Raw genomic sequence first — 22,894 nt, forward strand, 5'->3', positions numbered from 1 at the left:
GGAGCTGGCTTGCCCGCGAAGAGGCCAGCACAGGCCTAATAAAAAAAGGGCCGTCGAAACGGCCCCAAAACCCTGGTGTGGCTACAACAAGAACATTCAGCGATTGGGCTGCGGGGTCAGGCGCAGGTAAGGCTTGACCGCCCGATAGCCCTTCGGAAAGCGGCGCTTGATCTCTTCCTCGTCCTTGAGCGACGGCACGATCACCACCTCGTCACCGTCCTGCCAGTTGGCCGGTGTGGCGACCTTGTGGTTGTCGGTCAACTGCAGCGAGTCGATCACCCGCAGGATCTCGTGGAAGTTGCGCCCGGTGCTGGCCGGGTAGGTGATGGTCAGGCGGATCTTCTTGTTCGGGTCGATCACGAACAAGGACCGCACGGTGAGGGTGTCACTGGCGTTGGGGTGGATCAGGTCGTACAGGCCCGACACCTTGCGATCGGCGTCGGCCAGGATCGGGAAGTTGACGGTGGTGTTCTGGGTTTCGTTGATGTCTTCGATCCAGCGATGGTGCGAGTCCACCGGGTCGACCGACAGCGCAATGGCCTTGACGCCGCGCTCGGCGAACTGCTCCTTGAGCTTGGCGGTGAAGCCCAGCTCGGTGGTGCACACCGGGGTGAAGTCGGCCGGGTGCGAGAACAGCACGCCCCAGCTGTCGCCCAGCCACTCGTGGAAGCGGATCTTGCCCGCACTGGAATCCTGTTCGAAATCGGGGGCGATATCGCCGAGTCTGAGGCTCATGGTGCGGCTCCTTGGCTGGGTGGTTTATGCGACCACTGTAGCGACACACACATAAGAACAAAAAGAATAAATATTGATTTATTTATAACTTTTAGGAATTAAAGATCAAACCAGAATTTCTTCCTGATCCGGCACCAGTCGAATCTCGACACGCTGCCCCAGCGCCCGGGCGGCGCTAGCCAAGGTTGCCAGGGTCATCCCGGCATCATGCTGGTCCAGTGCTCGGTCCACTGCCGTGCGGCTGGTATGCATGCGTTCGGCAAGCGCCTTTTTGCTCACATGCTGCGCCTTCATCGCTTCGGCAAGCTGCCAGGCGATCACACGTTTGAGCGCCGCCGCAGAGACTTCCTCGACAAGCCCTTGCTCGGCCAGGAAGTCGTCGAAGTCAGAACCGATATGCGTATTCATGGTGTGTTCCTTTGCAATGTTGCTTTGCGCTGCCTGGCGGTTGCGAGATCGGACGCCGGTGTTTTCTGGGTTTTCTTGATAAAGCCATGAAGCAGCACCATGGTGCTGCCGATCAGCGTGAAAAAAACCCGCGCAATCGTGTCGATCAACTCGACCCTGACCTCCCACAACCCACTCTCCAACTTGCGTACCACCGGCATCCCCAGCGGCCATCCCAATTGGACTGTCTTGATTTCGATACCGATCAGACGGCGATGTTCCCGGGGCAGCCCGGTCAACCAATCACGCACCGGCTCATTTCCCGCATCCGTGCAGAAAAAACTTACGCTCAGGGTCGGTTGCACTTTATCCATAACGGCAAGTGTACCAATATTGGTGCACCCTTCAAGCTGAGGCTCGGTCTCGCAGACAGGTGGTCACGTTGAGCCGCAATGCAAAACGCCCGGTGCAATGCACCGGGCGCTCTGGGGTAGCTCGATCAGCCTGTGTCAGCGCTGAACCACACTTACATGAAGCTGTAGGTGTAGTTGAAGATCAGACGGGTCTGGTCCTGGTCGTTGATGCTCTGACCTTCGCCGCGGTAGGAACCGTGACGCAGGCTTGCGCCCAGGCCTTTGAGGGTGCCTTGCTGGATCACGTAGTCGACGCGCGCATCGCGCTCCCACTCGTGATAGGTACCGCCACCGACCGGGTTCTTCACGTCATCGCCGCGCAGGTAGGAGATCGAGGTTTTCAGGCCTGGAACACCCACACGGGCGAAGTCGAAGGAGTATTGACCGAAGGTGGTGTTCTCACCCGCACGGGCAAACTGGTTGATCATGCTGTCGGTGAACAGGTAGAAGCTGGCACCACCAGCGCCTTCCGGACGGCCGTTGCCATCACGCACCGAACCTTGGTTCAGCCAGACGAAACCACCATCATCGCCCACCTGCTGGTGACCCAGCAGGACTGCATGGCCGCCCAGGGTGTAGGTGAACATGGCGCTCCAGGTCTTGTTGTCGACCTCGCCAGCGTGCTTGGCGTAACCGCCGTTGTTGTTGAAGCGATAACCTGCATCGCCGCTGCTGTTCTTGCCGTCGCTGCTGCTGTCAAAGTAGCGCAGGTCGGTCTTGAACGACTGGTCTTCACCGATTGGCAGAACGTGTACCAGGCCCAGGAAGTGCTGCTTGTAGAAGTCTTCCAGGTTCGAGTAGTAGTACTGCAGGGTCAGGTCTTTGGTGACCTTCCAGTCGCCACCGGCAAACTGGAACTTGTTGCTGTCTGCCGAAGCACCGTTCACCGACAGGCCGGTACGGTTGCTCGAAGCACGGCCCATGGCGTGGGTCAGCTGGCCGCCGTTCAGGGTCAGGTTGTCGATTTCTTTCGACTGGATGGTGCCGCCTTCAAACGTTTGCGGCAACAGACGGCCATCGTTCGCTACCAGGATTGGCAGGTTAGGGGCCAGCGCGCTACCGAAGTGACCTTCGGTCTTGGAGAAGCGAGCCTTGGCGTTACCGCCGATACGGGACCACTGGCTGACCGACGAACCGTCGGTGTCGCTTGGCATGAAGGTGCTGCTGTCAGGGTGACGGCCACGGCCGCCGTCCAGGTGAATACCCCACACCGCCTGGACGTCGACACCGAAACCTACAGTGCCTTGGGTGAAGCCCGACAGGTAGTCGAGCTTGAAACCTTGACCCGTTTCGCGGGTATCGCCGTTACGCCCTTTGGCGTTTTCCTTGACGTCACGGTCATCGTTGTTGAAATACATGGTGCGGGAACTGACCGACAGCTTGCTGTCTTCTACGAAACCGGCGGCACCTGCCTGTTGGGCCAGAACGCCAACGGCCACGGCCAGGGCCAAGGTGGACTTGTACATGTTTCACTCCTTTCGATTTCTAGTTTTTGTGTGTCGCTGATAGGCAGAATCTGTCGTTCCGCTCCAATACGATTGGCGATTAGCACCAAAGCGTGACTGACAAGTCAATCGTAACTTTTGATTTCACGACTTTGGTCTAAGGCGCCTCCCCTGGGAGCGAAGGATAATGACAATCCTATAAATCAAAAAAGACAATTTTGTGAATTGTTCAGATTATTAAGGAATATATTCCAAATATTTCTGCTCAAACACGGTAAAAGCATAAGCTAATTCCATTATGGAATTTTAATTTTGTTTTTTAGACCTTTTGTGTTGATCATTTACTCACGCCCTTAAACCGATTGGCTCCTAAGCTAATGCGAAAAAGTTATTTATTTCACTGTTCTTAGATCATCTAGTCTTCTCGTCATCCCAACCCGCACACCGCCTGACGAGGAGTTTCCATGACCCTGCCTGCTCCGCTGCGACTGTTTTGCGCCCTGGCCCTGGCCGGTGCCAGCTTCTTCGTCCAGGCCGCCGACCTGACCGTGGCCTACCAGACCACCGTCGACCCGGCCAAGGTCGCCCAGGTCGATGGCACCTACGAAACAACCAGCAAGGCCAGCATCGACTGGCGCAAGTTCGACAGCGGTGCCGACGTGATCACCGCCGTCGCCTCCGGTGACGTGCAGATCGGCTACCTGGGCTCCAGCCCCCTGGCTGCGGCCGCCACCCGCAAGCTACCGGTGGAAACCTTCCTGATCGCCACCCAGATCGGCGCCGCCGAAGCCCTGGTGGCCCGTGCAGGCAGCGGCATCACTTCGCCCCAGGACCTGGTCGGCAAGAAGATCGCCGTGCCGTTCGTGTCCACCGGCCACTACAGTCTGCTGGCCGCCCTTAAACAGTGGAACATCGACCCGGCCAAGGTGCAGATCCTCAACCTCGCGCCACCGGCGATCATCGCCGCCTGGAAGCGCGGCGACATCGACGCCACCTATGTCTGGGACCCGGCCCTGGGCGTGGCCAAGGAAAACGGTACGGTGCTGATCACCTCCGGCGAGTTGGCCGAAAAAGGCGCACCCACCTTCGACGCCTGGATCGTGCGCAAGGATTTCGCCGCCAAGCACCCCGACATCGTCAAGGCCTTCGCCAAGGTGACCCTCGACGCCTACGCCGACTACCGCAAAGACCCGCAGGCCTGGCTGGCCAACAAGGCCAACGTCGACAAGCTGGTGAAGCTCTCCGGCGCCAAGGCCGCCGACATCCCGGGCCTGCTGCAGGGCAACGTGTTCCCGCTGGCCGCCGACCAGGTCGCCGCCCTCGGTGCACCGACTACCCAGGCCATTACCGACACCGCCACCTTCCTCAAGGAACAAGGCAAGGTCGATGCGGTACTGCCGGACTACGCGCCGTACGTCAGCGCCAAGTTCATCCCCAACTGAGACCGGAGCGCCCATGGCCCTGCTACAACTGGAGCGCATCAGCGCACAGTACCCCGGCGCCGCCGAGCCGGTGCTGGCCGACATCTCACTGAGCCTGGGCCCCCAGCAACTGCTGGTGGCCCTGGGCCCCTCCGGCAGCGGCAAGACCTCGCTGCTCAACCTGATCGCCGGTTTCGTCGCCCCCAGTGCCGGGCGCATCACCCTCGACGGCGCACCGGTGCAAGGGCCGGGCGCCGACCGCGGCGTGGTGTTCCAGGATGACGCCCTGCTGCCCTGGCAGGACGTACTGGCCAACGTCGGCTTCGGCCTGGAACTGGCCGGTGTGCCACGCGCACAACGTGAAGCCAAGGCGCGCGAGATGCTTGCGCTGGTCGACCTGGCCGACTTCGGCAGCCGGCGTATCTGGCAGCTGTCGGGTGGGCAGAAGCAGCGCGTGGGCCTGGCCCGCGCACTGGCTGCCGACCCACGCATCCTGCTGATGGACGAGCCGTTCGGCGCCCTTGATGCGTTCACCCGTGAACAGATGCAGGAACTGCTGCTGCAGGTATGGCAACGCACCACCAAGCCGGTGTTCCTGATTACCCACGACATCGAGGAAGCGGTGTTCCTGGCCACCGAACTGGTGCTGCTGGCACCCAACCCCGGGCAGATCGTCGAACGCCTGCAACTGGACTTCGGCCAGCGCTACGCAGCGGGCGAATCCGCCCGTGCGATCAAGTCCGACCCACGCTTTATCGACACCCGTGAACACGTACTGTCGCGGGTGTTCTCCCAACGCAGCGGCGTGCCGCGCCAGGAGCGTGCATGAGCAGCCTCGACCTGCCGGTGGCAGCCAAGCCCGCCACCGCGCCCGCCTCTATAAAGGTGCGCCGCCATCTGAGCACCCGCTGGATCAGCGTACTCACCCTGGCCACGCTGCTGTTGCTGTGGTGGGCCGTGACGGCGGCCGAGTGGATCGAGCCGCTGTTTCTGCCCTCCCCTGAAGCCGTGCTGGCCAAGGCCTGGTTGCTGGTGACCCAGGGCTACATGGAGTCGACCCTGTGGCAGCACCTGGGCGCCAGCCTGGGGCGCATCGGCCTGGCCCTGGGCGCAGCGATCCTGACCGCGATCCCGATCGGCATCGCCATCGGCCACAACCGCATTGCCCGCGGCATTTTCGACCCGCTGATCGAGTTCTACCGGCCGATCCCGCCGCTGGCGTACCTGCCGTTGATCGTGATCTGGTGCGGCATCGGCGAGCTGTCCAAGGTGCTGCTGATCTACCTGGCGATCTTCGCCCCCATCGCGATTGCCACCGCGACCGGTGTGCGCACCGTCGACCCGGCCAGACTGCGCGCGGCGCAATCGCTGGGCGCGACGCGGGCGCAGCTGATTCGCCATGTGATCCTGCCCAGCGCCTTGCCCGACATTCTTACCGGTGTGCGCATCGGCCTGGGCGTGGGCTGGTCGACACTGGTGGCCGCCGAGCTGATTGCCGCCACCAGCGGGCTGGGCTTCATGGTGCAGTCGGCCGCGCAGTTCCTGGTGACCGACGTGGTGGTGCTGGGGATCCTGGTGATTGCCCTGATCGCCTTTGCCCTGGAAATGAGCTTGCGTGCGCTGCAGCGCAGACTGGTGCCCTGGCATGGCCAGAGCCATTGAACATCTGAGTCGAGACTGACATGAGCCTGACCATTACCCCGCTGAGCCCGGCGCTCGGCGCCCAGATCAGCGGCATCGACCTGACCCGCGAAATCAGCCCGGAACAACGCGATGCCGTCGAGCAGGCATTGCTCCAGCATCAGGTGCTGTTCTTTCGCGAGCAGCCGCTGAACCCGCAGCAGCAGGCGGATTTTGCGGCGCGCTTCGGCGACCTGCATATTCACCCCATCTACCCCAACGTGCCGCAAACCCCGCAGGTGCTGGTGCTCGATACGGCCGTGACGGATGTGCGCGACAACGCCATCTGGCACACCGACGTGACCTTCCTACCGACCCCGGCCATGGGCGCGGTGCTCAGTGCCAAGCAGGTGCCGGCCTACGGTGGCGACACCTTGTGGGCCAGCGGCATTGCCGCGTACGCGGCGCTGTCGGCGCCGCTGCGCCAGTTGCTCGACGGGCTGACGGCAACCCATGACTTCACCAAGTCGTTTCCGCTGGAGCGCTTTGGCAATACGCCAGAGGACCTTGCACGCTGGGAAGCGGCGCGGCGCAACAACCCGCCGCTGTCGCACCCGGTGGTGCGCACGCACCCGGTGAGCGGGCGCACGTCGCTGTTTGTGAGCGAAGGGTTTACCACGCGCATCAATGAGCTGGGCGAGGCAGAGAGCGAGGCGATTCTGAAGCTGCTGTTTGCCCATGCGACGCGGCCGGAGTTCACGATTCGCTGGCGTTGGCAGCAGGACGATGTGGCGTTCTGGGACAACCGCGTGACCCAGCATTACGCGGTGGACGATTACCGGCCGCAGCGGCGGGTGATGCACCGGGCCACGATTCTTGGGGACAAACCCTTCTAAACCGTGGTGCGTCCTTCGCTGGCAAGCCAGCTCCCACAGGGATCATCGCTGCCCTTGTGGGAGCTGGCTTGCCAGCGAAGGGCCGCGACAGCGGCCCCTCCTAGGGCAACGCCTTGCTCACGTCGACCCGCCTGGGCAGCAACCGATTCTCGAAGAACAGGTCCGCCGTGGCCTGCTGCGCCGCCACCACCGCCTCGGTAATCGGCAGTACCGGTGAGGGCGGACGGTTATCCACATAGCGCGCCACCACCGCCTCCGGCAACCCCATCGAACGCGTCAGAATCTGCAGGCTTTGCTCGCGCTGGCTGCGCGTCAACGCCTCCGCCGCCGTCAACTCGGCCAGCAGGTCCTGCACAAACGCCGCATGGTCCTTGGCATACCCGCGCCGCGCAGTGTAGATCGGCCCCGACAACCCCAGGCCCTCGCCATTGGCCAGCAGGCGACTGTGCCCCTCGCTCAGCATCAGCGAAGCATACGGGTCCCACACGGCCCATGCGTCCACGCTGCCATGCTCGAAGGCCGCCCGCGCATCCGCCGGGCTCAGGTACACCGGCTGGATGTCCTTGAAGCTCAAGCCAGCCTTGTTCAACGCCCGCAGTACCAGGTTGTGGGCGCTGGAGCCCTTCTGCAACGCGACCTTGCGCCCCTTGAGCGCGGCCACATCCTGCACCGCGCTGTCGCTGCGCACCAGGATCACCTCGGCGGCCGGCTTGGCCGGCTCGGCGCCGATGTACACCAGGTCCGCCCCCGCCGCCTGGGCGAACAGGGGCGGAATGTCACCGGTCGAGCCCACGTCCAGGCTGCCGATGTTCAACGCCTCGAGCATCTGCGGCCCGGCCGGGAACTCCACCCACTGCACCTGCGTGCCGGCAAAACGCTTCTCCAGCAAGCCCTGTTCCTTGGCCAGCACGAGGGCGATCGAGCCCTTCTGGTAGCCAATGCGCAAGCTGGCCGGGTCGGCCTGGGCAACGCTCGCCAGGCCCAGCAGGGCCAGGCCTGCACCTATCAATGTGAATGCTTTCATCGGTCACTCCGCCGTGGACGGCTTTTCCCAGAGGTTGATGCCACCCTCGACCGCAAACCGGTCGATCTCGGCCAGTTCCTCGGCGCTGAACGCCAGGTTGTCCAGCGCCGCGACGTTTTCGATGATCTGCTCGGGGCGGCTGGCACCAATCAGCGCCGAGCTCACCCGCGGGTCGCGCAGGGTCCAGGCCAGGGCCAGCTGCGCCAGGCTCTGGCCGCGGCGACGGGCGATCTCGTCGAGTGCACGCACATGCGCAAGGTTGGCCTCGGACAAGTGCGAGGGCAGCAACGAGCCGCCACCGGGGCGATTGACCCGTGCATCGGCCGGCACGCCATTGAGGTATTTGTCGGTGAGCAACCCTTGTGCCAGCGGGGTGAAGGCAATCACGCCGCTGCCAATGTCCTCGGTCACGTCCAGCAGGTCGTTTTCGACCCAGCGGTTGAGCAGGTTGTAGGCCGGCTGATGGATCAGCAGGGGCACCTTCCAGCCCTGCAGCAGCCGCGCCAGTTCACGGGTCTTGACCCCCGAGTACGACGAGATGCCGACATACAGCGCCTTGCCCTGCTGCACCGCCGTGGCCAGCGCACCGGCGGTTTCTTCCAGCGGCGTGTCCGGGTCGAAACGGTGTGAATAGAAGATATCCACATAGTCCAGGCCCAGGCGCGCCAGGCTCTGGTCCAGGCTCGCCAGCAGGTACTTGCGCGAGCTGCCGCCCTGCCCGTACGGCCCCGGCCACATGTCCCAGCCGGCCTTGCTGGAGATGATCAGCTCATCGCGATGGGCCTTGAAGTCTTCGCGCAGCACACGGCCGAAGTTGCTTTCGGCACTGCCGAACGGCGGGCCATAGTTGTTGGCCAGGTCGAAGTGGTTGATGCCCAGGTCGAAGGCGGTGCGCAGCAATGCACGCTGGTCGCTCAGCGGCGTGGTGTCGCCAAAGTTGTGCCACAGGCCCAGGGACAGGGCGGGCAACACCAGCCCGCTGCGCCCCACGCGGCGGTAGGGCATGCGGGCGTAACGCTGTTCAGCAGCGATGTAGGTCATGACAGTGCCTCAGGAAAAGTAGGGGTTGTTCGGTCGGGCCAGGCCCAGGTGCTCGCGCAGGGTCGTGCCTGCATAGTGCGTGCGGAACAGGCCGCGACGCTGCAACTCGGGCACCACCTGCCGGGCCACGTCTTCCAGGCCGCCCGGCAGATGCGGCACCAGCACGTTGAAACCGTCGGCAGCGCGCTGCTCGAACCATGCCTGCAACTGGTCGGTGATCTGCGCAGGCGTGCCGATCAGGCTGTAGTGCCCACGCCCGCCCGCGATACGTCGCCCCAACTGCGCCAGGTTGAGGTGCTCGCGCTGGGCCAGCTCGCTCAGCAGTTGCTGGCGGCTGCGCTGCCCGCTGTCGGTCAGCGGCAGCTCAGGCAACGGGCCGTCCAGCGGATAGCCGGACAGGTCGAAGTTGCCGAGCATGCGCCCCAGCAGCGCCACGCCCACCTCGGGCTCGACCATCTGCTGAAAGGATTCGTACTTGTCTTCGGCCTCGGCCTGGCTCTGCCCGACCACGATGAACACGCCCGGCATGATCTTGAGCGACGTCTCGCTGCGCCCGTAGGCCGCCAGGCGCCCCTTGAGGTCGGCATAGAACGCCTGCGCCGAGGCCAGCGAGGTCTGCGCGGTGAACACCACCTCGGCGGTCTGCGCCGCCAGGTCGAGCCCGGCGGGCGAAGAGCCGGCCTGTACCACCACCGGGCGTCCTTGCGGAACACGGGCTACATTCAAAGGGCCCTTGACCTTGAAGTGTTCACCCCGATGATCAAGATTTCGTACTTTTTCAGGGTGGTAATACGTACCAGATGCCTTGTCGCGCGCGAAGGCGTCATCGGCCCAGCTGTCCCACAGGCCGCTCACCACCTGGTGAAACTCGCGTGCCCGTGCGTAGCGTTCGGCGTGGCCTACGTGGGCTTCCAGGCCAAAATTCAGGGCCTCGGCGGCGGCGTCCGAAGTCACCAGATTCCAGCCTGAGCGCCCACCCGAAAGGTGGTCCAACGAGGCAAATTTACGTGCTACGTGGTACGGCTCGTTGTACGTTGTGGTGGCGGTTGCGATCAACCCGATGCGTTCGGTCACGGCGCTCAACGCGGCCAGCAACGTGAGGGGTTCGAAGTGGTCGGAGCGGGCCATGCGGCTGGCAATGTCGCCCGTAGCCGCCGCCACGCTGTCGGCCACGAACACCGCGTCGAAGCACGCCGCCTCGGCCAACTGCGCCAGGTAGCGGTAGTGCGTGATGTCGAGGCCGGCGTTGGCCGGCACCTCGGGGTGTCGCCAGGCAGCCACGTGGTGCCCGGTCGCCATCAGGAAAGCCCCCAGGCTCATGTGTCGTGCAGGCTGGCTCATGTCAGAAGTCCTTGCGTAGCTGAATGCCGAAGTAGCGTTCGTCGTCGCGCGGTACAGCGCGGTACACGTAGTTGGCGCCGCCGGTAGCGAGCAGTGGCGAGTACGACTTGTCGGCCAGGTTCTTGGCCAGCAGTGCTACGCGCCACCCCTGGTTGTAGTCGGCCAGGGCCACGCTGGCGTTCCAGATACCGTAGGCGCCCTGCCTGGTGTCGACGTTCTGGCTGATGTCGTACTGCACTTCGCTCTGCCAGCTGTAGTCGGTGCCCAGTTCGATATCCAGGCCGTTGTCCAGCGGGATGCTGTAGTCGGCGCGCACGTAACTCTTCCAGTCGGGGCTGTAGGGCAGCGGCTTGCCGTCGACGTTGCAGGTGGCGGCCGCGCCCGCCGGGCAGGCGAACTGGTCGATGCGCGCACGGGTGTAGGCCAGTGCGCCGGACAGCTTGAGCTGTGCGGTGGCCTGGAACGCGTAGTCCAACTCGACGCCTTCGCTGCTGACGCTGCCGGCGTTGATCAGGCGGGTCACCACCTGCCCGGCCACGGTGTCGAAGAAGTTCGCCTGGTAGTTGTCGTACTCGCTGTGGAACACCGCCAGGTTGGTGGTCAGGCGGTTGTTGAAGCTGCTGGCCTTGATGCCGGCTTCCCAGGTGTTGGAGGTCTCGGGCTTGAGCGCGTCGGTGTCACGCGGCTGCATGTTGAAGAACACGTTGTAGGCCGGCCCCTTGTAGCCGCGCGAGTAGGTCAGGTAGGTGGTGACTGCGTCGCTCAGGTCGTACTGCACGCCCAGGCGGCCGGACCAGCCGTCTTCATCCACCGAGCCTGCACTGCGGGTGGCGGGCTGGATGCCGTTGACCGCCGTGGCCGAAGTGGACACCCGGCGGTGGTCGTACTCGAGGTCGTCGTGGGTCCAGCGCAGGCCGGCGATACCGCGAAACGCCGAGGTGAAGTTGAGCGTGGTCTCGCCGAACACCGCGTAGCTGTCGTTGGTGGTGCTGTAGTCGGCGATACCCTGCTGGGTGGCGGTCGGGGTGATCAGGGTGCGGCGGTAGGTTTCCTCGTCCTTGCCGTGCATGTAGAACAGGCCACCGACGTACTCCAGGAACTCGCCCTTGGGCGACGCCAGGCGCAGCTCCTGCGAGTACTGGTTGAACTGCAGGTCACCCTTGTCTTCGATGCCGGGGAAGGCCGCGCTGAGGGTGCCCAGGCGGTCGCCATCCTGCCACTGGGTGTTGTCCCAGCCGCGCCAGGCGGTGATCGAGGTCAGCGTGTAGTCGCCCAGGGTCCAGTCCAGCTGCGCCGACAGGCCCTTGTTGATGTCTTCGACATGGCTGCGGTAGTCGCTGACGATATCGCGGTTGTCGCTGCTGGCGCGCACCGGCGCCAGGGCGCCGGCGAAGGCCGGGGTCAGTGCCTTGCTGACCACGCCATTGGGCGCGTCGTCATGCGACTGCATGTAGTCGGCGGCAACGGTCAGCTTCAGGTCGTCGCTGGGCGTGAACGCCAGCTTGCCGCGCACGCCCTTGCGGTTATAGCCGTTCACTTCGTGCCCGTTGGCCCTGTTGTCGACGTTGCCGTCGTAGCTGCCGAACAGCGTGGTGACCGACCCCTTCAACGTGTCGGGGATCAGGCTGCCACCGATGCCGAAGCGGGTGCGGCTCTCGTTGCCGCTGTAGTACGCCTGCTCGACAAAGCCCTGGGTCTGCTCGGTGGGCGCCTTGGTGACGATGTTGAGCACGCCGGCCGAGGCGTTCTTGCCGAACAGCGTGCCTTGCGGGCCGCGCAGCACTTCGATGCGCTCAAGGTCCAGCAGGTCGAGGGTGGCCTGGCCGGGGCGCGCATAGACCACGCCGTCGATCACCGTGGCCACGGTCGGCTCGACGCCCGGCGAGGTGGAAATGGTGCCCACGCCGCGAATGAACAGCGAGGTGTCCTTGTTCGAGGCGCCGGTACGGAAATTCAGCGTCGGCACCTGCTGGGCGATGCTGGCCACGCCATTGCGGTTGTCGCGCTCCAGCTGCTCGCCCTCGACCACCGAGACCGCCACCGGCACCTGCTGCAGCGAGGCTTCGCGGCGGGTCGCGGTGACCGTCACCGCCTTGAGGGTCGGCGCCTGGGCCTGTACCGCAGGCTGCGCCTCGGCGGCCATGGCCGGCATCAGCGGCAATGCGCCCAAGGCGGCCAGGCACAGGCCCAGACGGTTGCGACGGATGGCCTGGGCCAAGGGTGAAGCCTGCGGGGTGAGGCCGACGATAGTGTGCATGGGTGTGCTACTCGAGATGGATGCCCTGTCCACCGTGGGCGTGCCACGGCGCCTTGATCGTCAACGCGGGGGCCTTGGGCATTCGCTCGTGCGAGTAGCAGACAAACCACTTTGTTAGCGCTAACATCGCCAGTATCAGCAAGCGCTGCATAGATCGTCAAATACTGAAAAATTACTTTTATATGCTTTTTTGTTTAGAAGGACCGCAGCCGTGAGCGAACCCAAACACCCGGCGCGCAAGCGCAAGGGGGCCGGCAGGGTCACCCTGAACGCCGTGGCGCGCGAAGCTGGGGTGTCGGCGATCACCGTGTCGCGCTATTTCAACCAGCCCGAGCAGGTGTCGCCCGAGCGGCGCGAGCGCATCGCGGCGGCGGTGAACACGCTGGGCTATGTGCCGAACCTGGTGGCCGGCGGCCTGGCGTCGGGCGGTGGGCGAATCGTCGGCATGGTGATCCCGAACATCTCCGGGCCGATCTTTGCCCAGACCATCCAGGGCTTCAGCGACACCCTGAGCCGGCATGGCTACCAGTTGCTGCTGGCGTCGAGCTACTTCTCCAGCGAGCAGGAAGAGAGCGCCGTGCGCGCCTTCCTCGGCTGGTCGCCGGCGGCGCTGGTGCTGACCAGCCACTTTCACACCGACGGTACCGAAAAGATGATTGCCGAGGCGCAGATCCCGGTGGTCGAAACCTGGGATTACCAGCCCGAGCGCGCGCCGGTGCAGATCGGTTTTTCGCACCATGAGGTGGGGGTGACGGCGGCGCGGTACCTGTATGGCAAAGGCTATCGACGCATAGCGTTCGTGCAGAACAGCGCGGTGGGCGACTTCAGTGCGCTGGAGCGGCGTGACGGCTACAGCGCGGCGATGAGCGAGCTGGGGTTGCAGCCCTGGGTATTCGCGCCGGATGCCGGGCGCGCGCCATTCGAGGCGGGCAAACAGGCGATGGAGGCGTTGATGGCGATGCGCCCGGCGCCGGATGCGATCATCTTCGCCAATGACAACCTGGCGGCGGGCGGGTTGCTGGCCGGACAACGGGCGGGGCTGAAGATGCCGCAGGACTGCGCGGTGCTGGGGTTTGGTGATTACCCGTTTGCGCAGATGCTGCTGCCGAGCCTGAGCACGATCAAGCCGCCGGCGCTGGAGATCGGGGTGTTGGCCGCGACGCGGGTGCTGGAGAGTCTTGGGGTGCTGGAGGGGGATGGGCAGCGCTTGAATCTGCTGGGGTGCGAGGTGATCGAGCGCGAGAGCGCGTGACCCCCTTCGCTGGCAAGCCAGCTCCCACAGGTTTTGCATGCACCGCAGAACCCTGTGGGCGCTGGCTTGCCAGCGAAGGGGCCAGCAAGATCAGCGCACCATGTGCAGGAACTGCATGTGCCGCTCGTACTGGTCGAGGATGTCGTTGATGATCTGCTCCTTGCTGTAGCCCACCAGGTCGTAATCCTGGCTGCCTTCGCTCAGGTGCACCTCGGCACGGTAATAGCGACGGTTCTTGAGCTCCTGCGTGCCCAACCCGGCCAACGCAAACGACGGCGTGAAATACCCGCGCATCTGCACCTGGTAGATGAACGGCTGCTCTTCCCCGTGGCCGATCTTCAAGCTCACGTTGTCGTGGCTCGGGTCTTCCTGGGTAATGACATTCAGGCCTTTCTCGGCAAACACATCGGTCACCTCGGCAATCGCCGGGCGCACCACGTCGTCCATGAACCGGTACACCTCGTCACGCGACGGGAAGTGCACCGCCTGGCTCAGGCGATGCCGCCAGCCGCCGCGTCCGCGCCGCGAGTTGGCGAACGGCGCCAGCGAGTGCATCTGCGCGATCTGGCGTTGCGACTCCAGGTAGAACGCCTTGTGCAGCCCCCACATCATGGCCAGCAGAATCACCGAGAACGGCAGCGACGTCAGCACCACCGCCGATTTGAGCGAGTCGATGCTGCCGGCGAACAACAGCCCGCTGGTGACCAGCGCCGTCATCGCGCCCCAGAACACCCGCAGCCAGTTCGGCCCGTCTTCGTCCGGGTGGCCATCGCGCGCCGACAGGGTCGACAGCACCACCGTGCCCGAGTCTGCCGAGGTGACGAAGAACACGAAGCTGATGAACACCGTGACGGCGATCACCGCCTTGCTCCACGGGTAGGTTTCGAGCAGCAGGTAGAGGGTCATCGACGGGTTTTCCAGCGCCGACTGGCCCAGCGCCGTGGCACCGTGCTCCAGCACCTGGAACATCGCGCTGTTGCCGAAGATCGACATCCACGCCAGGGTGAAGCCCAGCGGGATCAGCAGCACGCCGAAGACGAACTCGCGGATGGTGCGGCCGCGGGAAATACGCGCGATGAACAAGCCGACGAACGGCGCCCAGGCAATCCACCAGGCCCAGTAGAACACCGTCCAGCCGCCCAGCCAGTCGCTCGGTTCGTTGTAGGCGTACACATCGAAGCTCTTGCGCGGCAACGCGCCGAGGTAGTCGCCCAGGTTCTGGATCAGGGTGTTGAACAGGTGCTGGGTAGGCCCGGCAAACAGCACGAACAGCAGCAACGCGCAGGCCAGGAACATGTTGATGTCGGACATCACCCGCACGCCCTTGTCGACGCCGGCAATCGCCACCACCACCGCCGCGCCCATCATCAGGCTGATCAGGATCACCTGCACCCACTGCGTGTGCGGGATGCCAAAGAGGTAGTCCAGGCCGGAGTTCAGGTGCAGCACGCCAAAGCCCATGTCGGCGCCCAGGCCGAACACCGTGGCGATGATGCCGAAGCCGTCCACGGCGTAGCCGATCGGCCCGTTGATGCGCTTGCCGATCAGCGGGTACAGCGCCGAACGCAGCGCCAGCGGCAGGTTGTGGCGGTAGGCGAAGTAGGCCAGCGCCATGCCGACGAAGGCGAACACGCCCCAGCCGTGCAGGCCCCAGTGCAAAAACAGCAGTTGCATGGCCTGGCGCCCCGCCTCGGCGGTGCCGGCTTCGCCCTGGGGCGGCTGCAGCATGTGGGTCAGCGGTTCGGACACGCAGAAGAAGAACAGCGTGATGCTGATGCCGGCGGCAAACAACATGCCGGCCCATGACAGGTAGCTGAATTCGGGTTCGTCGTGGTCGGCACCGAGCTTGATCTTGCCGTAGCCGGACAAGGCGGTGACCACCACGAAGACCAGGTACAGGGTCATGGCCAGCATGTAGTACCAGCCCACCGTGTTGGCGGCCCAGTTCTGTGCAGCCAGTAGCCACTCACCGGCCACCTGCGGGTTGCTGATCACGGCCAGGCCGAACAGCAGGATGAAGCTTGCGGCGAAATAGAACACCGGCGGGTTCATGCGAATGTTGCTGGGGGAATTCGAGGAACGTGCACTCATTGCGTGTGCACCTCGCGGGGGTGAATGTGGGTTGAGTGGTACGGGTTCAGCAAAGGGATTCCTCCTGTTGAACACCGGCAGCGGACCAGCGTTTACATTGAACAAGCGTTCAAGTTAAACATGGATGGGAGTGTGGTGCGACCCTTCGCTGGCAAGCCAGCTCCCACAGGGATATCCGAAATCCTGCGATCTGCGCTGTACCTGTGGGAGCTGGCTTGCCAGCGAAGAGGCCCTGGAAAGCACCCGAAAGACTACTTCTGCGTCCCGTCATCATGCTGCAGGTTGGCCTGGGTCAGGTTGCTGCCCGGCGCCACGCTGCGGGTCAGCCACACATTGCCGCCGATGGTCGACCCCTTGCCGATGGTGATACGCCCCAGAATAGTCGCGCCGGCATAAATCACCACGTCGTCCTCGACGATCGGGTGGCGCGCCTGGCCCTTCTGCAACTGCCCCGACTCGTCGGCCGGGAAGCGCTTGGCACCCAGGGTCACCGCCTGGTAGATGCGCACGCGCTCACCGATGATCGCCGTTTCGCCGATCACCACGCCCGTGCCATGGTCGATGAAGAAGCTGGCACCGATCTGCGCACCCGGGTGGATGTCGATGCCGGTGGCCGAATGCGCCAGCTCCGAGCTGATGCGCGCCAGCAATGGCAGGCCGGCACGGTACAGGTGGTGCGCCAGGCGGTGGTGAATCACCGCCAGCACGCCGGGGTAGCACAGCAGCACTTCGTCCACGCTGCGTGCCGCCGGGTCGCCGTGGTAGGCCGCCAGCACATCGCTGTCGAGCACGGTGCGCAGCCCGGGCAATGCCGCGCCGAAATCCTGGATCAGGCGCAGGGCCTGGGCGTCGATCTCCAGCGACTCGGCCTTGCCCTGGCGCGCCGCGTAGCGCAGCTCCAGGCGCGCCTGGGCCAGCAGCGCGGTCAGCGCCGCGTCCAGCGTGTGCCCCACATAGAAGTCCTCGCTCTCCTCGCGCAGGTCCACCGGCCCCAGGCGCATCGGGAACAACGCGCCGCACAGTTGCTCGAGAATCTGGCGCATCGCCTCGCGCGAGGGCAGCTCGCGTCCGCCCTGCTCGCCACTGCTGCGGCCATTGCGGCTGCGCCACTGGTCACGGGCCGAACGCAGTTGGCCGACGATGTTGTGCAACTGCCAATAGCCTGATTGCGCGTTGTCGCTCACGGTTGTTTCTCCTGACGCGGCGGCGGCTTGTGGAGGGGGTGGCCGCCTTGTAGAAACTCACTTTACGGCAAATGGCCACGGCGGAAAAAATATCCCTTTATGCGCTTTGGCTATAAATCCGGCATAAGCAGGTGCAGTTGAAGGAGTGCCGGTGCGTGCCTATAGTCGAGTTTTCCCCAGCCAGCCTGACGCCATGATCGAACGACAGCTTGCCCGCTTCAATCGCCTGCCGCTGCTCGGGGCGCCGACCCCGTTGCACAAGCTCCAGCGCCTGTCGGCGTGGGCCGGGCGCGATATCTACGTCAAGCGCGATGACCTGACGCCACTGGCCCTGGGCGGCAACAAGCTGCGCAAGCTCGAGTACCTGGCAGCCGACGCGCTGGCCGCCGGTGCCGACACGCTGATCACCGCCGGCGCCATCCAGTCCAACCACGTACGCCAGACCGCAGCGCTGGCCGCGCAGCTGGGGCTGGGCTGCGTGGCGCTGCTGGAAAACCCCATCGGCACCGACTCGCCCAGCTACCAGCACAACGGCAACCGCCTGCTGCTGGAGCTGTTCGACGCCAAGGTCGAGCGTGTGGATAACCTCGACAACGCCGATGCGCAATTGCAGGCGCTGTCCGTACGCCTGCACGCCAGCGGGCGCAAACCCTACACCGTGCCCATCGGTGGCTCCAACGCGCTCGGTGCGCTGGGGTACGTGCGCGCCGGCCTGGAATTGGCCGAGCAGATCAGCCACAGCGGGCAGACCTTCGCCGGCGTGGTGCTGGCCTCGGGCAGTGCCGGCACCCACAGCGGCCTGGGCCTGGCGCTGGCCGAGGCGTTGCCGCAGTTGCCGGTGATCGGCGTGACCGTGTCGCGCAGCGACCACGACCAGCGCCCCAAGGTGCAAGGCCTGGCCGAGCGTACCGCCGAGTTGCTGGGGGTGGCGCTGCCGAACGCCTTCAAGGTCGAACTGTGGGATGAATATTTCGCGCCGCGCTATGGCGAACCGAATGCCGGCACCCTCGCCGCGATCCGCCTGCTGGCCAGCCAGGAAGGCCTGCTGCTCGATCCGGTGTACACCGGCAAGGCCATGGCCGGGTTGCTCGACGGCATTGCCCGCCAGCGTTTCGACGAAGGACCGCTGATTTTTCTGCATACCGGTGGGGCACCGGCATTATTCGCCTACCCTGAGGTCTGGAACAGCTGACATCCACGAACACAAGCGGAGCCTGTCATGACGATGTGCGTATTCGGTAAACACTGGCTGGGCGCAGGGCTCGGCCTGTTGCTCGGCGCCAGCCTGCTCGGCCCGGCCGTGGCCGGCGAGCAGTTGCAGAAGATCAAGGACAACGACAGCATCAGCATCGGCCTGGAAGGCACCTACCCGCCGTTCAGCTTCGTCGATGCCGACGGCAAGCTGTCCGGCTTCGAGGTGGAGCTGTCCGAGGCGCTGGCCAAGCAACTGGGGGTCAAGGCGCGGCTGCAGCCGACCAAGTGGGACGGCATCCTCGCCGCACTCGAATCCAGGCGCCTGGACATCGTGGTCAACCAGGTGACCATCTCCGAGGAGCGCCGGAAAAAATTCGATTTCTCCGAGCCCTACACCGTCTCCGGCATCCAGGCCCTGGTCCTGACCAAAAACAAGGACACGATCAAGACGGCGCAAGACCTGGCCGGCAAGAAGGTCGGCGTGGGCCTGGGCACCAACTATGAGCAATGGCTCAAGGAAAACGTGCCCAAGGCCGACATCAGGACCTACGAGGATGACCCGACCAAGTTCCAGGACCTGCGCGTGGGCCGTATCGACGCCATCCTGATCGATCGCCTGGCGGCGCTGGAGTACGCCAGGAAAGCCAAGGACACCACCGCCGCCGGTGAAGCCTTCTCGCGCCAGGAAGCCGGCGTGACCCTGCGCAAGGGCGAGCCCGAACTGCTCGAGGCGATCAACAAGGCCCTGGCCGCACTGCGCGCCGACGGCACCCTGAAGAAGCTCTCCGAAAAGTACTTCAGTGCTGACGTGACGCAATGATCGAAGACAGCCTGCAACTGGCCCTGGACAGCGCGCCCTTTCTGCTCAGGGGCGCCTACTTCACGGTGTTCCTGAGCCTGGGCGGGATGTTCTTCGGGCTGTTGATCGGCTTCGGCCTGGCGCTGATGCGCCTGTCCTCGATCAAGCTGCTGAGCTGGACGGCACGTGTGTACGTGTCGTTCTTTCGCGGCACGCCGCTGCTGGTGCAGCTGTTCATGATCTATTACGGCCTGCCGCAACTGGGCATCGAGCTGGACCCGATCCCCGCCGCGCTGATCGGCTTTTCACTGAACATGGCCGCCTACGCCTGCGAGATCCTGCGCGCGGCGATCAGTTCCATCGACCGCGGCCAATGGGAAGCGGCCGCCAGTATCGGCATGACCCGCAGCCAGGCGCTGCGTCGCGCCATCCTCCCGCAGGCGGCGCGCACCGCGCTGCCGCCGCTGGGCAACAGTTTCATCTCGCTGGTCAAGGACACCGCCCTGGCGGCGACCATCCAGGTGCCCGAGCTGTTCCGCCAGGCCCAACTGATCACCGCGCGCACCTTCGAGATTTTCACCATGTACCTTGCCGCCGCGCTCATCTACTGGGTGCTGGCCAGCGTTCTGGCCCACCTGCAGAACCGCCTGGAAGCGCGGGTCAACCGGCACGACCAGGAGTCCTGAGGCATGATCGAAGTCATCCGCCTGAGCAAGCAGTTCAACGGCCAGACCGTGCTCGACGACATCAGCCTGACCGTACAGCCCGGCGAAGTGATCGCCATCATCGGCCCCAGCGGTTCGGGCAAGACCACCTTCCTGCGCTGCCTCAACCTGCTGGAAACCCCCAGCAGCGGGCGTATCCGCGTGGCCGACATCGAGATCGACGGCGACCGCCCGCTGGCCAGACAGGCCACGCTGATCCGCCAGTTGCGCCAGCAGGTGGGCTTCGTGTTCCAGAATTTCAACCTGTTTCCCCACCGCACCGCCCTGGAAAACGTCATCGAAGGGCCGCTGGTGGTGAAGAAGACCCCACGCGACAAGGCCCTGGCCCTGGGCCGCACGCTGCTGGCCAAGGTCGGCCTGGCGGGCAAGGAAGACGCCTACCCGCGGCGCCTGTCCGGCGGCCAGCAGCAACGCGTGGCGATTGCCCGGGCACTGGCCATGGAGCCACAGGTGATCCTGTTCGACGAACCCACCTCGGCCCTGGACCCGGAGCTGGTGGGTGAGGTGCTGGCGACCATTCGCGGCCTGGCGCAGGAAAACCGCACCATGATCATCGTCACCCACGAAATGAACTTCGCCCGCGACGTGGCCAACCGCGTGATCTTTTTCGACAAGGGCGTGATCGTCGAGCAGGGCGAGGCCAAGGCCTTGTTTGCCGCGCCCCGGGAAGCGCGCACCCGCCAGTTCCTCGGCAAGTTTCTCGACGGCCAGGGCCACGCGCATTGAGCCGCCAACCAAGCCTGGATGCGGACAAATCCGAGTTTATCCACAGCCCTGATGCCGCACCGGGTAGGACCGCTCCGAAGCGCTACTGACTGGCCGGTCACGGCCATCGGGCACCTTGACTCACCTGCCGATCCGGCCAATAACCAAGCCTTGTGCCACCACCCGCACCAGGACATTGACCATGCACCGCGCAGCCAAAGGATCTGAACTGCCACCGCCTACCCTGCCCCACGTCCCCCGCCACGGCATCGGCGTGCACACCGCACGCCATCTGCACGCGTCGATCCGCACCGCACTCCCGATGGCGGCCGGCGACCTGCTGGAGCTGTTCTGGGGCGACCGCTTCGCCACTGCCCATGTGCTGCAAGCCGGCGAGCTGGGCGCCCAGGTGACCCTCGCCGTCCCCGCCCAGGTGCTCTACCCCGGCCTGAACACCCTGCACTACCGCCTGCTGCAACCCGGCCAGCATCCGCGCAGCTCGCCGCCGTGCCAGGTCGCAGTGAAGCTGGACTGCCCCGGTGGCCAGGTGTGTACGCCTGAAAATCCCGGCCTGGCGCCCCTGCGCCTGCCCGCCGCACTGCAGCGGCACGGCCTGGATCTGCGCCGCCTGGACAGCGGCGTGGCGTTTCACATCGCGCCCTACCTGCACATGGCCGAGGGCGATGCGATCACCGTGCGCTGGGCCGACCTGCGCCTGGACCTGACACCCTTGCGCGCCAAGGCCGTCGGCACCGGCGTGGTGGGTGTGATCCCACGTGAACTGATCCTCGAGGCCGGGGCTGACGAGCACCTGGAAGCCAGCTACTGCATCCTCGACCGCGTCGGCAACTGCTCCCGCTGGGCACCCGCCGCCTGCCTGCGGGTGGGCGGCGAAGCGCCACGAAGGTACTTCTATGCATATTCCTAAAAGTTAGTTTATTTAATTTTTATACACGTTTAGGGTATATAAACCGGACCACCGGACCAGCGCATTTCGGTCGCCGTGCATCGATCACGGCGACGTTCTCAATACGTGAGGTAGGTATGGTCAGGAACACAATCACCCCAGTGCGTAACGCCAGGGCATTGAGTGCAGCCAAGGAGCAGCACTGATGTCCAGCCTGGCGCACGACGCCGTCCACAGCGATCTGGACAACGCCCCCTTACTGCTGCCGGCCAAGGTTCTGCGCGATGACGCCGAAGCTTTGCAGGCCGCCCACGAACTGGCCGCCAGCGCGCGGTTGCAGGCCGCCAGACGCGATCAGCAACGCAAATTGCCCTGGGCCGAAATCGAACAGTTCACCCGCAGCGGCCTGGGCAGCATCAGCATCCCGCGCGAGCACGGCGGGGCGGATGTTTCCTTCACCACGATTGCCGAGGTGTTTCGCATCATCAGTGCGGCCGACCCGGCACTGGGGCAGATCCCGCAGAACCAGTTCGGCATCCTCCAGCAGGTCAGGTACACCGGTACCGAGCGTCAGAAGCACCTGCTGTTCAAGTCGGTGCTGGACGGCTGGCGCATCGGCAATGCCGGCCCCGAGCGTGGCAGCAAGAACACCCTCGAACTCAAGGCCCGCGCCGTGCGCGAGGGCGATCACTACCTGCTCAGCGGGCAGAAGTTCTACTCCACCGGCGCGCTGTTCGCGCACTGGGTGGCGGTCAAGGCGCTGAATGACGACGGCCGCCAGGTCATGGCCTTCGTGCGCCGTGGCAGCCCGGGCCTGCGCATCGTCGACGACTGGTCCGGCTTCGGCCAGCGCACCACCGCCAGCGGCACGGTGCTGCTCAACGAGGTGCCGGTGGACGTGGAACTGGTGCTCGACAACTGGCGCCAGGCCGACGCGCCGAACATCCAGGGCGCCGCCTCGCAACTGGTACAGGCCGCCATCGACGCCGGCATCGCCGAGGCCGCCGTGGCCGATGCGATCAGCTTCGTGCGTGAACGTGCACGGCCGTGGGTCGACGCCAAGGTCGAGCGCGCCAGTGACGACCCGTACGTGATTGCCGACATCGGCCGCCTGACGCTTGAACTGCATGCTGCCCAGGCGTTGCTCGGCCGCGCCGCGCGGGTACTGGACGAGGTCAATGCCGCGCCCATCGATGCCGCCAGCGCAGCGCGGGCATCGATCGCGGTGGCCGAGGCCAAGGTACTCACCACCGAAATCTCGCTGCAGGCCAGCGAGAAGCTCTTCGAACTGTCTGGCAGCCGCGCCACCCTGGCCGAGTTCAACCTCGACCGGCACTGGCGCAATGCGCGCGTGCACACCCTGCACGACCCGGTGCGCTGGAAGTACCACGCCGTGGGCGCCTACCACCTCAACGCGACCTTGCCTGCCCGGCATTCCTGGATCTGACCAGACCACT

21 protein-coding genes are annotated in these 22,894 nt (G+C 64.8%); 11 read left to right on the forward strand and 10 right to left on the reverse strand.

What is annotated here, in order from left to right:
- Positions 1-96 precede the first annotated feature (96 nt).
- The 4 genes from KUO17_RS20895 to KUO17_RS20910 form a co-directional block, all read right to left on the reverse strand.
- On the reverse strand, positions 97-735 hold the full coding sequence (locus KUO17_RS20895) for a peroxiredoxin (RefSeq protein ID WP_217977404.1): 639 nt from the start codon (positions 733-735) through the stop codon (positions 97-99).
- A gap of 105 nt (positions 736-840) precedes the next feature.
- Positions 841-1,143 (reverse strand): XRE family transcriptional regulator, encoded by a 303-nt coding sequence (locus tag KUO17_RS20900; RefSeq protein ID WP_217977405.1) that lies wholly within the window; start codon positions 1,141-1,143, stop codon positions 841-843.
- Positions 1,140-1,496: a type II toxin-antitoxin system RelE/ParE family toxin gene (locus KUO17_RS20905; RefSeq protein WP_217977406.1), complete on the reverse strand. Its 357-nt coding sequence runs from the start codon at positions 1,494-1,496 to the stop codon at positions 1,140-1,142. The genes KUO17_RS20900 and KUO17_RS20905 overlap by 4 nt, the downstream gene beginning before the upstream one ends.
- Positions 1,497-1,648: 152 nt before the next feature.
- Positions 1,649-3,001, reverse strand: coding sequence for an OprD family porin (locus KUO17_RS20910; RefSeq protein ID WP_217977407.1), 1,353 nt, complete (start codon positions 2,999-3,001; stop codon positions 1,649-1,651).
- Between the two features lie 443 nt (positions 3,002-3,444).
- On the opposite strand from KUO17_RS20910, the gene tauA reads away from it, so the two are divergent.
- From tauA to tauD, 4 genes are read left to right on the forward strand one after another with little or no spacing between them, the layout of a single operon-like run.
- On the forward strand, positions 3,445-4,422 hold the full coding sequence (gene tauA, locus KUO17_RS20915; protein ID WP_217977408.1) for a taurine ABC transporter substrate-binding protein: 978 nt from the start codon (positions 3,445-3,447) through the stop codon (positions 4,420-4,422).
- Positions 4,423-4,435: 13 nt separating this feature from the next.
- On the forward strand, positions 4,436-5,230 hold the full coding sequence (tauB, locus tag KUO17_RS20920) for a taurine ABC transporter ATP-binding subunit (protein WP_217977409.1): 795 nt from the start codon (positions 4,436-4,438) through the stop codon (positions 5,228-5,230).
- Entirely contained in the window at positions 5,227-6,063 is an 837-nt protein-coding gene (gene tauC / locus KUO17_RS20925) for a taurine ABC transporter permease TauC (RefSeq protein ID WP_217977410.1), read from the forward strand. Before tauB ends, tauC begins: the two co-directional genes overlap by 4 nt.
- Positions 6,064-6,083: 20 nt before the next feature.
- Positions 6,084-6,917 (forward strand): taurine dioxygenase, encoded by an 834-nt coding sequence (gene tauD / locus KUO17_RS20930; protein ID WP_217977411.1) that lies wholly within the window; start codon positions 6,084-6,086, stop codon positions 6,915-6,917.
- Between the two features lie 100 nt (positions 6,918-7,017).
- On the opposite strand, the gene KUO17_RS20935 is transcribed toward tauD, so the two are convergent.
- The 4 genes from KUO17_RS20935 to KUO17_RS20950 are packed head-to-tail and all read right to left on the reverse strand — an operon-like array spanning position 7,018 to position 12,580.
- On the reverse strand, positions 7,018-7,941 hold the full coding sequence (locus KUO17_RS20935) for an aliphatic sulfonate ABC transporter substrate-binding protein (RefSeq protein ID WP_217977412.1): 924 nt from the start codon (positions 7,939-7,941) through the stop codon (positions 7,018-7,020).
- 3 nt (positions 7,942-7,944) lie between these two features.
- Positions 7,945-8,982: an L-glyceraldehyde 3-phosphate reductase gene (gene mgrA, locus KUO17_RS20940; RefSeq protein ID WP_217977413.1), complete on the reverse strand. Its 1,038-nt coding sequence runs from the start codon at positions 8,980-8,982 to the stop codon at positions 7,945-7,947.
- A gap of 9 nt (positions 8,983-8,991) precedes the next feature.
- The gene (locus KUO17_RS20945; protein ID WP_217977414.1) at positions 8,992-10,323 is read right to left on the reverse strand and encodes an LLM class flavin-dependent oxidoreductase; all 1,332 of its coding nucleotides are present in this window, start codon (positions 10,321-10,323) and stop codon (positions 8,992-8,994) included.
- Between the two features lies 1 nt (position 10,324).
- Complete coding sequence (locus KUO17_RS20950; protein ID WP_217977415.1) at positions 10,325-12,580, reverse strand: TonB-dependent receptor; 2,256 nt, start codon at positions 12,578-12,580, stop codon at positions 10,325-10,327.
- Between the two features lie 211 nt (positions 12,581-12,791).
- Between KUO17_RS20950 and KUO17_RS20955 the strand changes: the two genes are divergently transcribed.
- Positions 12,792-13,832, forward strand: coding sequence for a LacI family DNA-binding transcriptional regulator (locus KUO17_RS20955; protein ID WP_217977416.1), 1,041 nt, complete (start codon positions 12,792-12,794; stop codon positions 13,830-13,832).
- Positions 13,833-13,922: 90 nt separating this feature from the next.
- On the opposite strand, the gene betT is transcribed toward KUO17_RS20955, so the two are convergent.
- Together betT and epsC are read right to left on the reverse strand one after the other, a co-directional pair.
- Entirely contained in the window at positions 13,923-15,923 is a 2,001-nt protein-coding gene (gene betT / locus KUO17_RS20960; protein ID WP_217977417.1) for a choline transporter BetT, read from the reverse strand.
- Positions 15,924-16,174: 251 nt separating this feature from the next.
- Positions 16,175-17,107 (reverse strand): serine O-acetyltransferase EpsC, encoded by a 933-nt coding sequence (epsC, locus tag KUO17_RS20965; RefSeq protein ID WP_217977418.1) that lies wholly within the window; start codon positions 17,105-17,107, stop codon positions 16,175-16,177.
- A 193-nt stretch (positions 17,108-17,300) separates the two neighbouring features.
- Between epsC and KUO17_RS20970 the strand changes: the two genes are divergently transcribed.
- From KUO17_RS20970 to KUO17_RS20995, 6 genes are all read left to right on the forward strand, one after another.
- On the forward strand, positions 17,301-18,299 hold the full coding sequence (locus KUO17_RS20970) for a D-cysteine desulfhydrase (protein WP_217977434.1): 999 nt from the start codon (positions 17,301-17,303) through the stop codon (positions 18,297-18,299).
- 27 nt (positions 18,300-18,326) lie between these two features.
- A complete protein-coding gene (gene tcyJ / locus KUO17_RS20975; protein WP_217977419.1) occupies positions 18,327-19,121 on the forward strand; it encodes a cystine ABC transporter substrate-binding protein in 795 nt (264 codons plus the stop codon).
- Complete coding sequence (gene tcyL, locus KUO17_RS20980) at positions 19,118-19,786, forward strand: cystine ABC transporter permease (RefSeq protein ID WP_217977420.1); 669 nt, start codon at positions 19,118-19,120, stop codon at positions 19,784-19,786. The genes tcyJ and tcyL overlap by 4 nt, the downstream gene beginning before the upstream one ends.
- Before the next feature lie 3 nt (positions 19,787-19,789).
- Positions 19,790-20,551: an L-cystine ABC transporter ATP-binding protein TcyN gene (gene tcyN / locus KUO17_RS20985; protein WP_217977421.1), complete on the forward strand. Its 762-nt coding sequence runs from the start codon at positions 19,790-19,792 to the stop codon at positions 20,549-20,551.
- A 181-nt stretch (positions 20,552-20,732) separates the two neighbouring features.
- Positions 20,733-21,458: a hypothetical protein gene (locus KUO17_RS20990; protein WP_217977422.1), complete on the forward strand. Its 726-nt coding sequence runs from the start codon at positions 20,733-20,735 to the stop codon at positions 21,456-21,458.
- Positions 21,459-21,642: 184 nt separating this feature from the next.
- Entirely contained in the window at positions 21,643-22,884 is a 1,242-nt protein-coding gene (locus KUO17_RS20995) for an SfnB family sulfur acquisition oxidoreductase (RefSeq protein WP_217977423.1), read from the forward strand.
- The last annotated feature ends 10 nt before the right edge of the window (positions 22,885-22,894 follow it).

The organism is Pseudomonas aegrilactucae, from assembly GCF_019168305.1.
Taxonomy (GTDB): Bacteria; Pseudomonadota; Gammaproteobacteria; order Pseudomonadales; family Pseudomonadaceae; genus Aquipseudomonas; species Aquipseudomonas aegrilactucae.

Excerpts from the sequence above, each read along its gene's own strand:
- KUO17_RS20895 (WP_217977404.1), bottom strand. The coding sequence starts at position 735 with ATGAGCCTCAGACTCGGCGATATCGCCCCCGATTTCGAACAGGATTCC.
- KUO17_RS20900 (WP_217977405.1), bottom strand. The coding sequence starts at position 1,143 with ATGAATACGCATATCGGTTCTGACTTCGACGACTTCCTGGCCGAGCAA.
- KUO17_RS20905 (WP_217977406.1), bottom strand. The coding sequence starts at position 1,496 with ATGGATAAAGTGCAACCGACCCTGAGCGTAAGTTTTTTCTGCACGGAT.
- KUO17_RS20910 (WP_217977407.1), bottom strand. The coding sequence starts at position 3,001 with ATGTACAAGTCCACCTTGGCCCTGGCCGTGGCCGTTGGCGTTCTGGCC.
- tauA (WP_217977408.1), top strand. The coding sequence starts at position 3,445 with ATGACCCTGCCTGCTCCGCTGCGACTGTTTTGCGCCCTGGCCCTGGCC.
- tauB (WP_217977409.1), top strand. The coding sequence starts at position 4,436 with ATGGCCCTGCTACAACTGGAGCGCATCAGCGCACAGTACCCCGGCGCC.
- tauC (WP_217977410.1), top strand. The coding sequence starts at position 5,227 with ATGAGCAGCCTCGACCTGCCGGTGGCAGCCAAGCCCGCCACCGCGCCC.
- tauD (WP_217977411.1), top strand. The coding sequence starts at position 6,084 with ATGAGCCTGACCATTACCCCGCTGAGCCCGGCGCTCGGCGCCCAGATC.
- KUO17_RS20935 (WP_217977412.1), bottom strand. The coding sequence starts at position 7,941 with ATGAAAGCATTCACATTGATAGGTGCAGGCCTGGCCCTGCTGGGCCTG.
- mgrA (WP_217977413.1), bottom strand. The coding sequence starts at position 8,982 with ATGACCTACATCGCTGCTGAACAGCGTTACGCCCGCATGCCCTACCGC.
- KUO17_RS20945 (WP_217977414.1), bottom strand. The coding sequence starts at position 10,323 with ATGAGCCAGCCTGCACGACACATGAGCCTGGGGGCTTTCCTGATGGCG.
- KUO17_RS20950 (WP_217977415.1), bottom strand. The coding sequence starts at position 12,580 with ATGCACACTATCGTCGGCCTCACCCCGCAGGCTTCACCCTTGGCCCAG.
- betT (WP_217977417.1), bottom strand. The coding sequence starts at position 15,923 with ATGAGTGCACGTTCCTCGAATTCCCCCAGCAACATTCGCATGAACCCG.
- KUO17_RS20970 (WP_217977434.1), top strand. The coding sequence starts at position 17,301 with ATGATCGAACGACAGCTTGCCCGCTTCAATCGCCTGCCGCTGCTCGGG.
- tcyJ (WP_217977419.1), top strand. The coding sequence starts at position 18,327 with ATGACGATGTGCGTATTCGGTAAACACTGGCTGGGCGCAGGGCTCGGC.
- tcyL (WP_217977420.1), top strand. The coding sequence starts at position 19,118 with ATGATCGAAGACAGCCTGCAACTGGCCCTGGACAGCGCGCCCTTTCTG.
- tcyN (WP_217977421.1), top strand. The coding sequence starts at position 19,790 with ATGATCGAAGTCATCCGCCTGAGCAAGCAGTTCAACGGCCAGACCGTG.
- KUO17_RS20990 (WP_217977422.1), top strand. The coding sequence starts at position 20,733 with ATGCACCGCGCAGCCAAAGGATCTGAACTGCCACCGCCTACCCTGCCC.
- KUO17_RS20995 (WP_217977423.1), top strand. The coding sequence starts at position 21,643 with ATGTCCAGCCTGGCGCACGACGCCGTCCACAGCGATCTGGACAACGCC.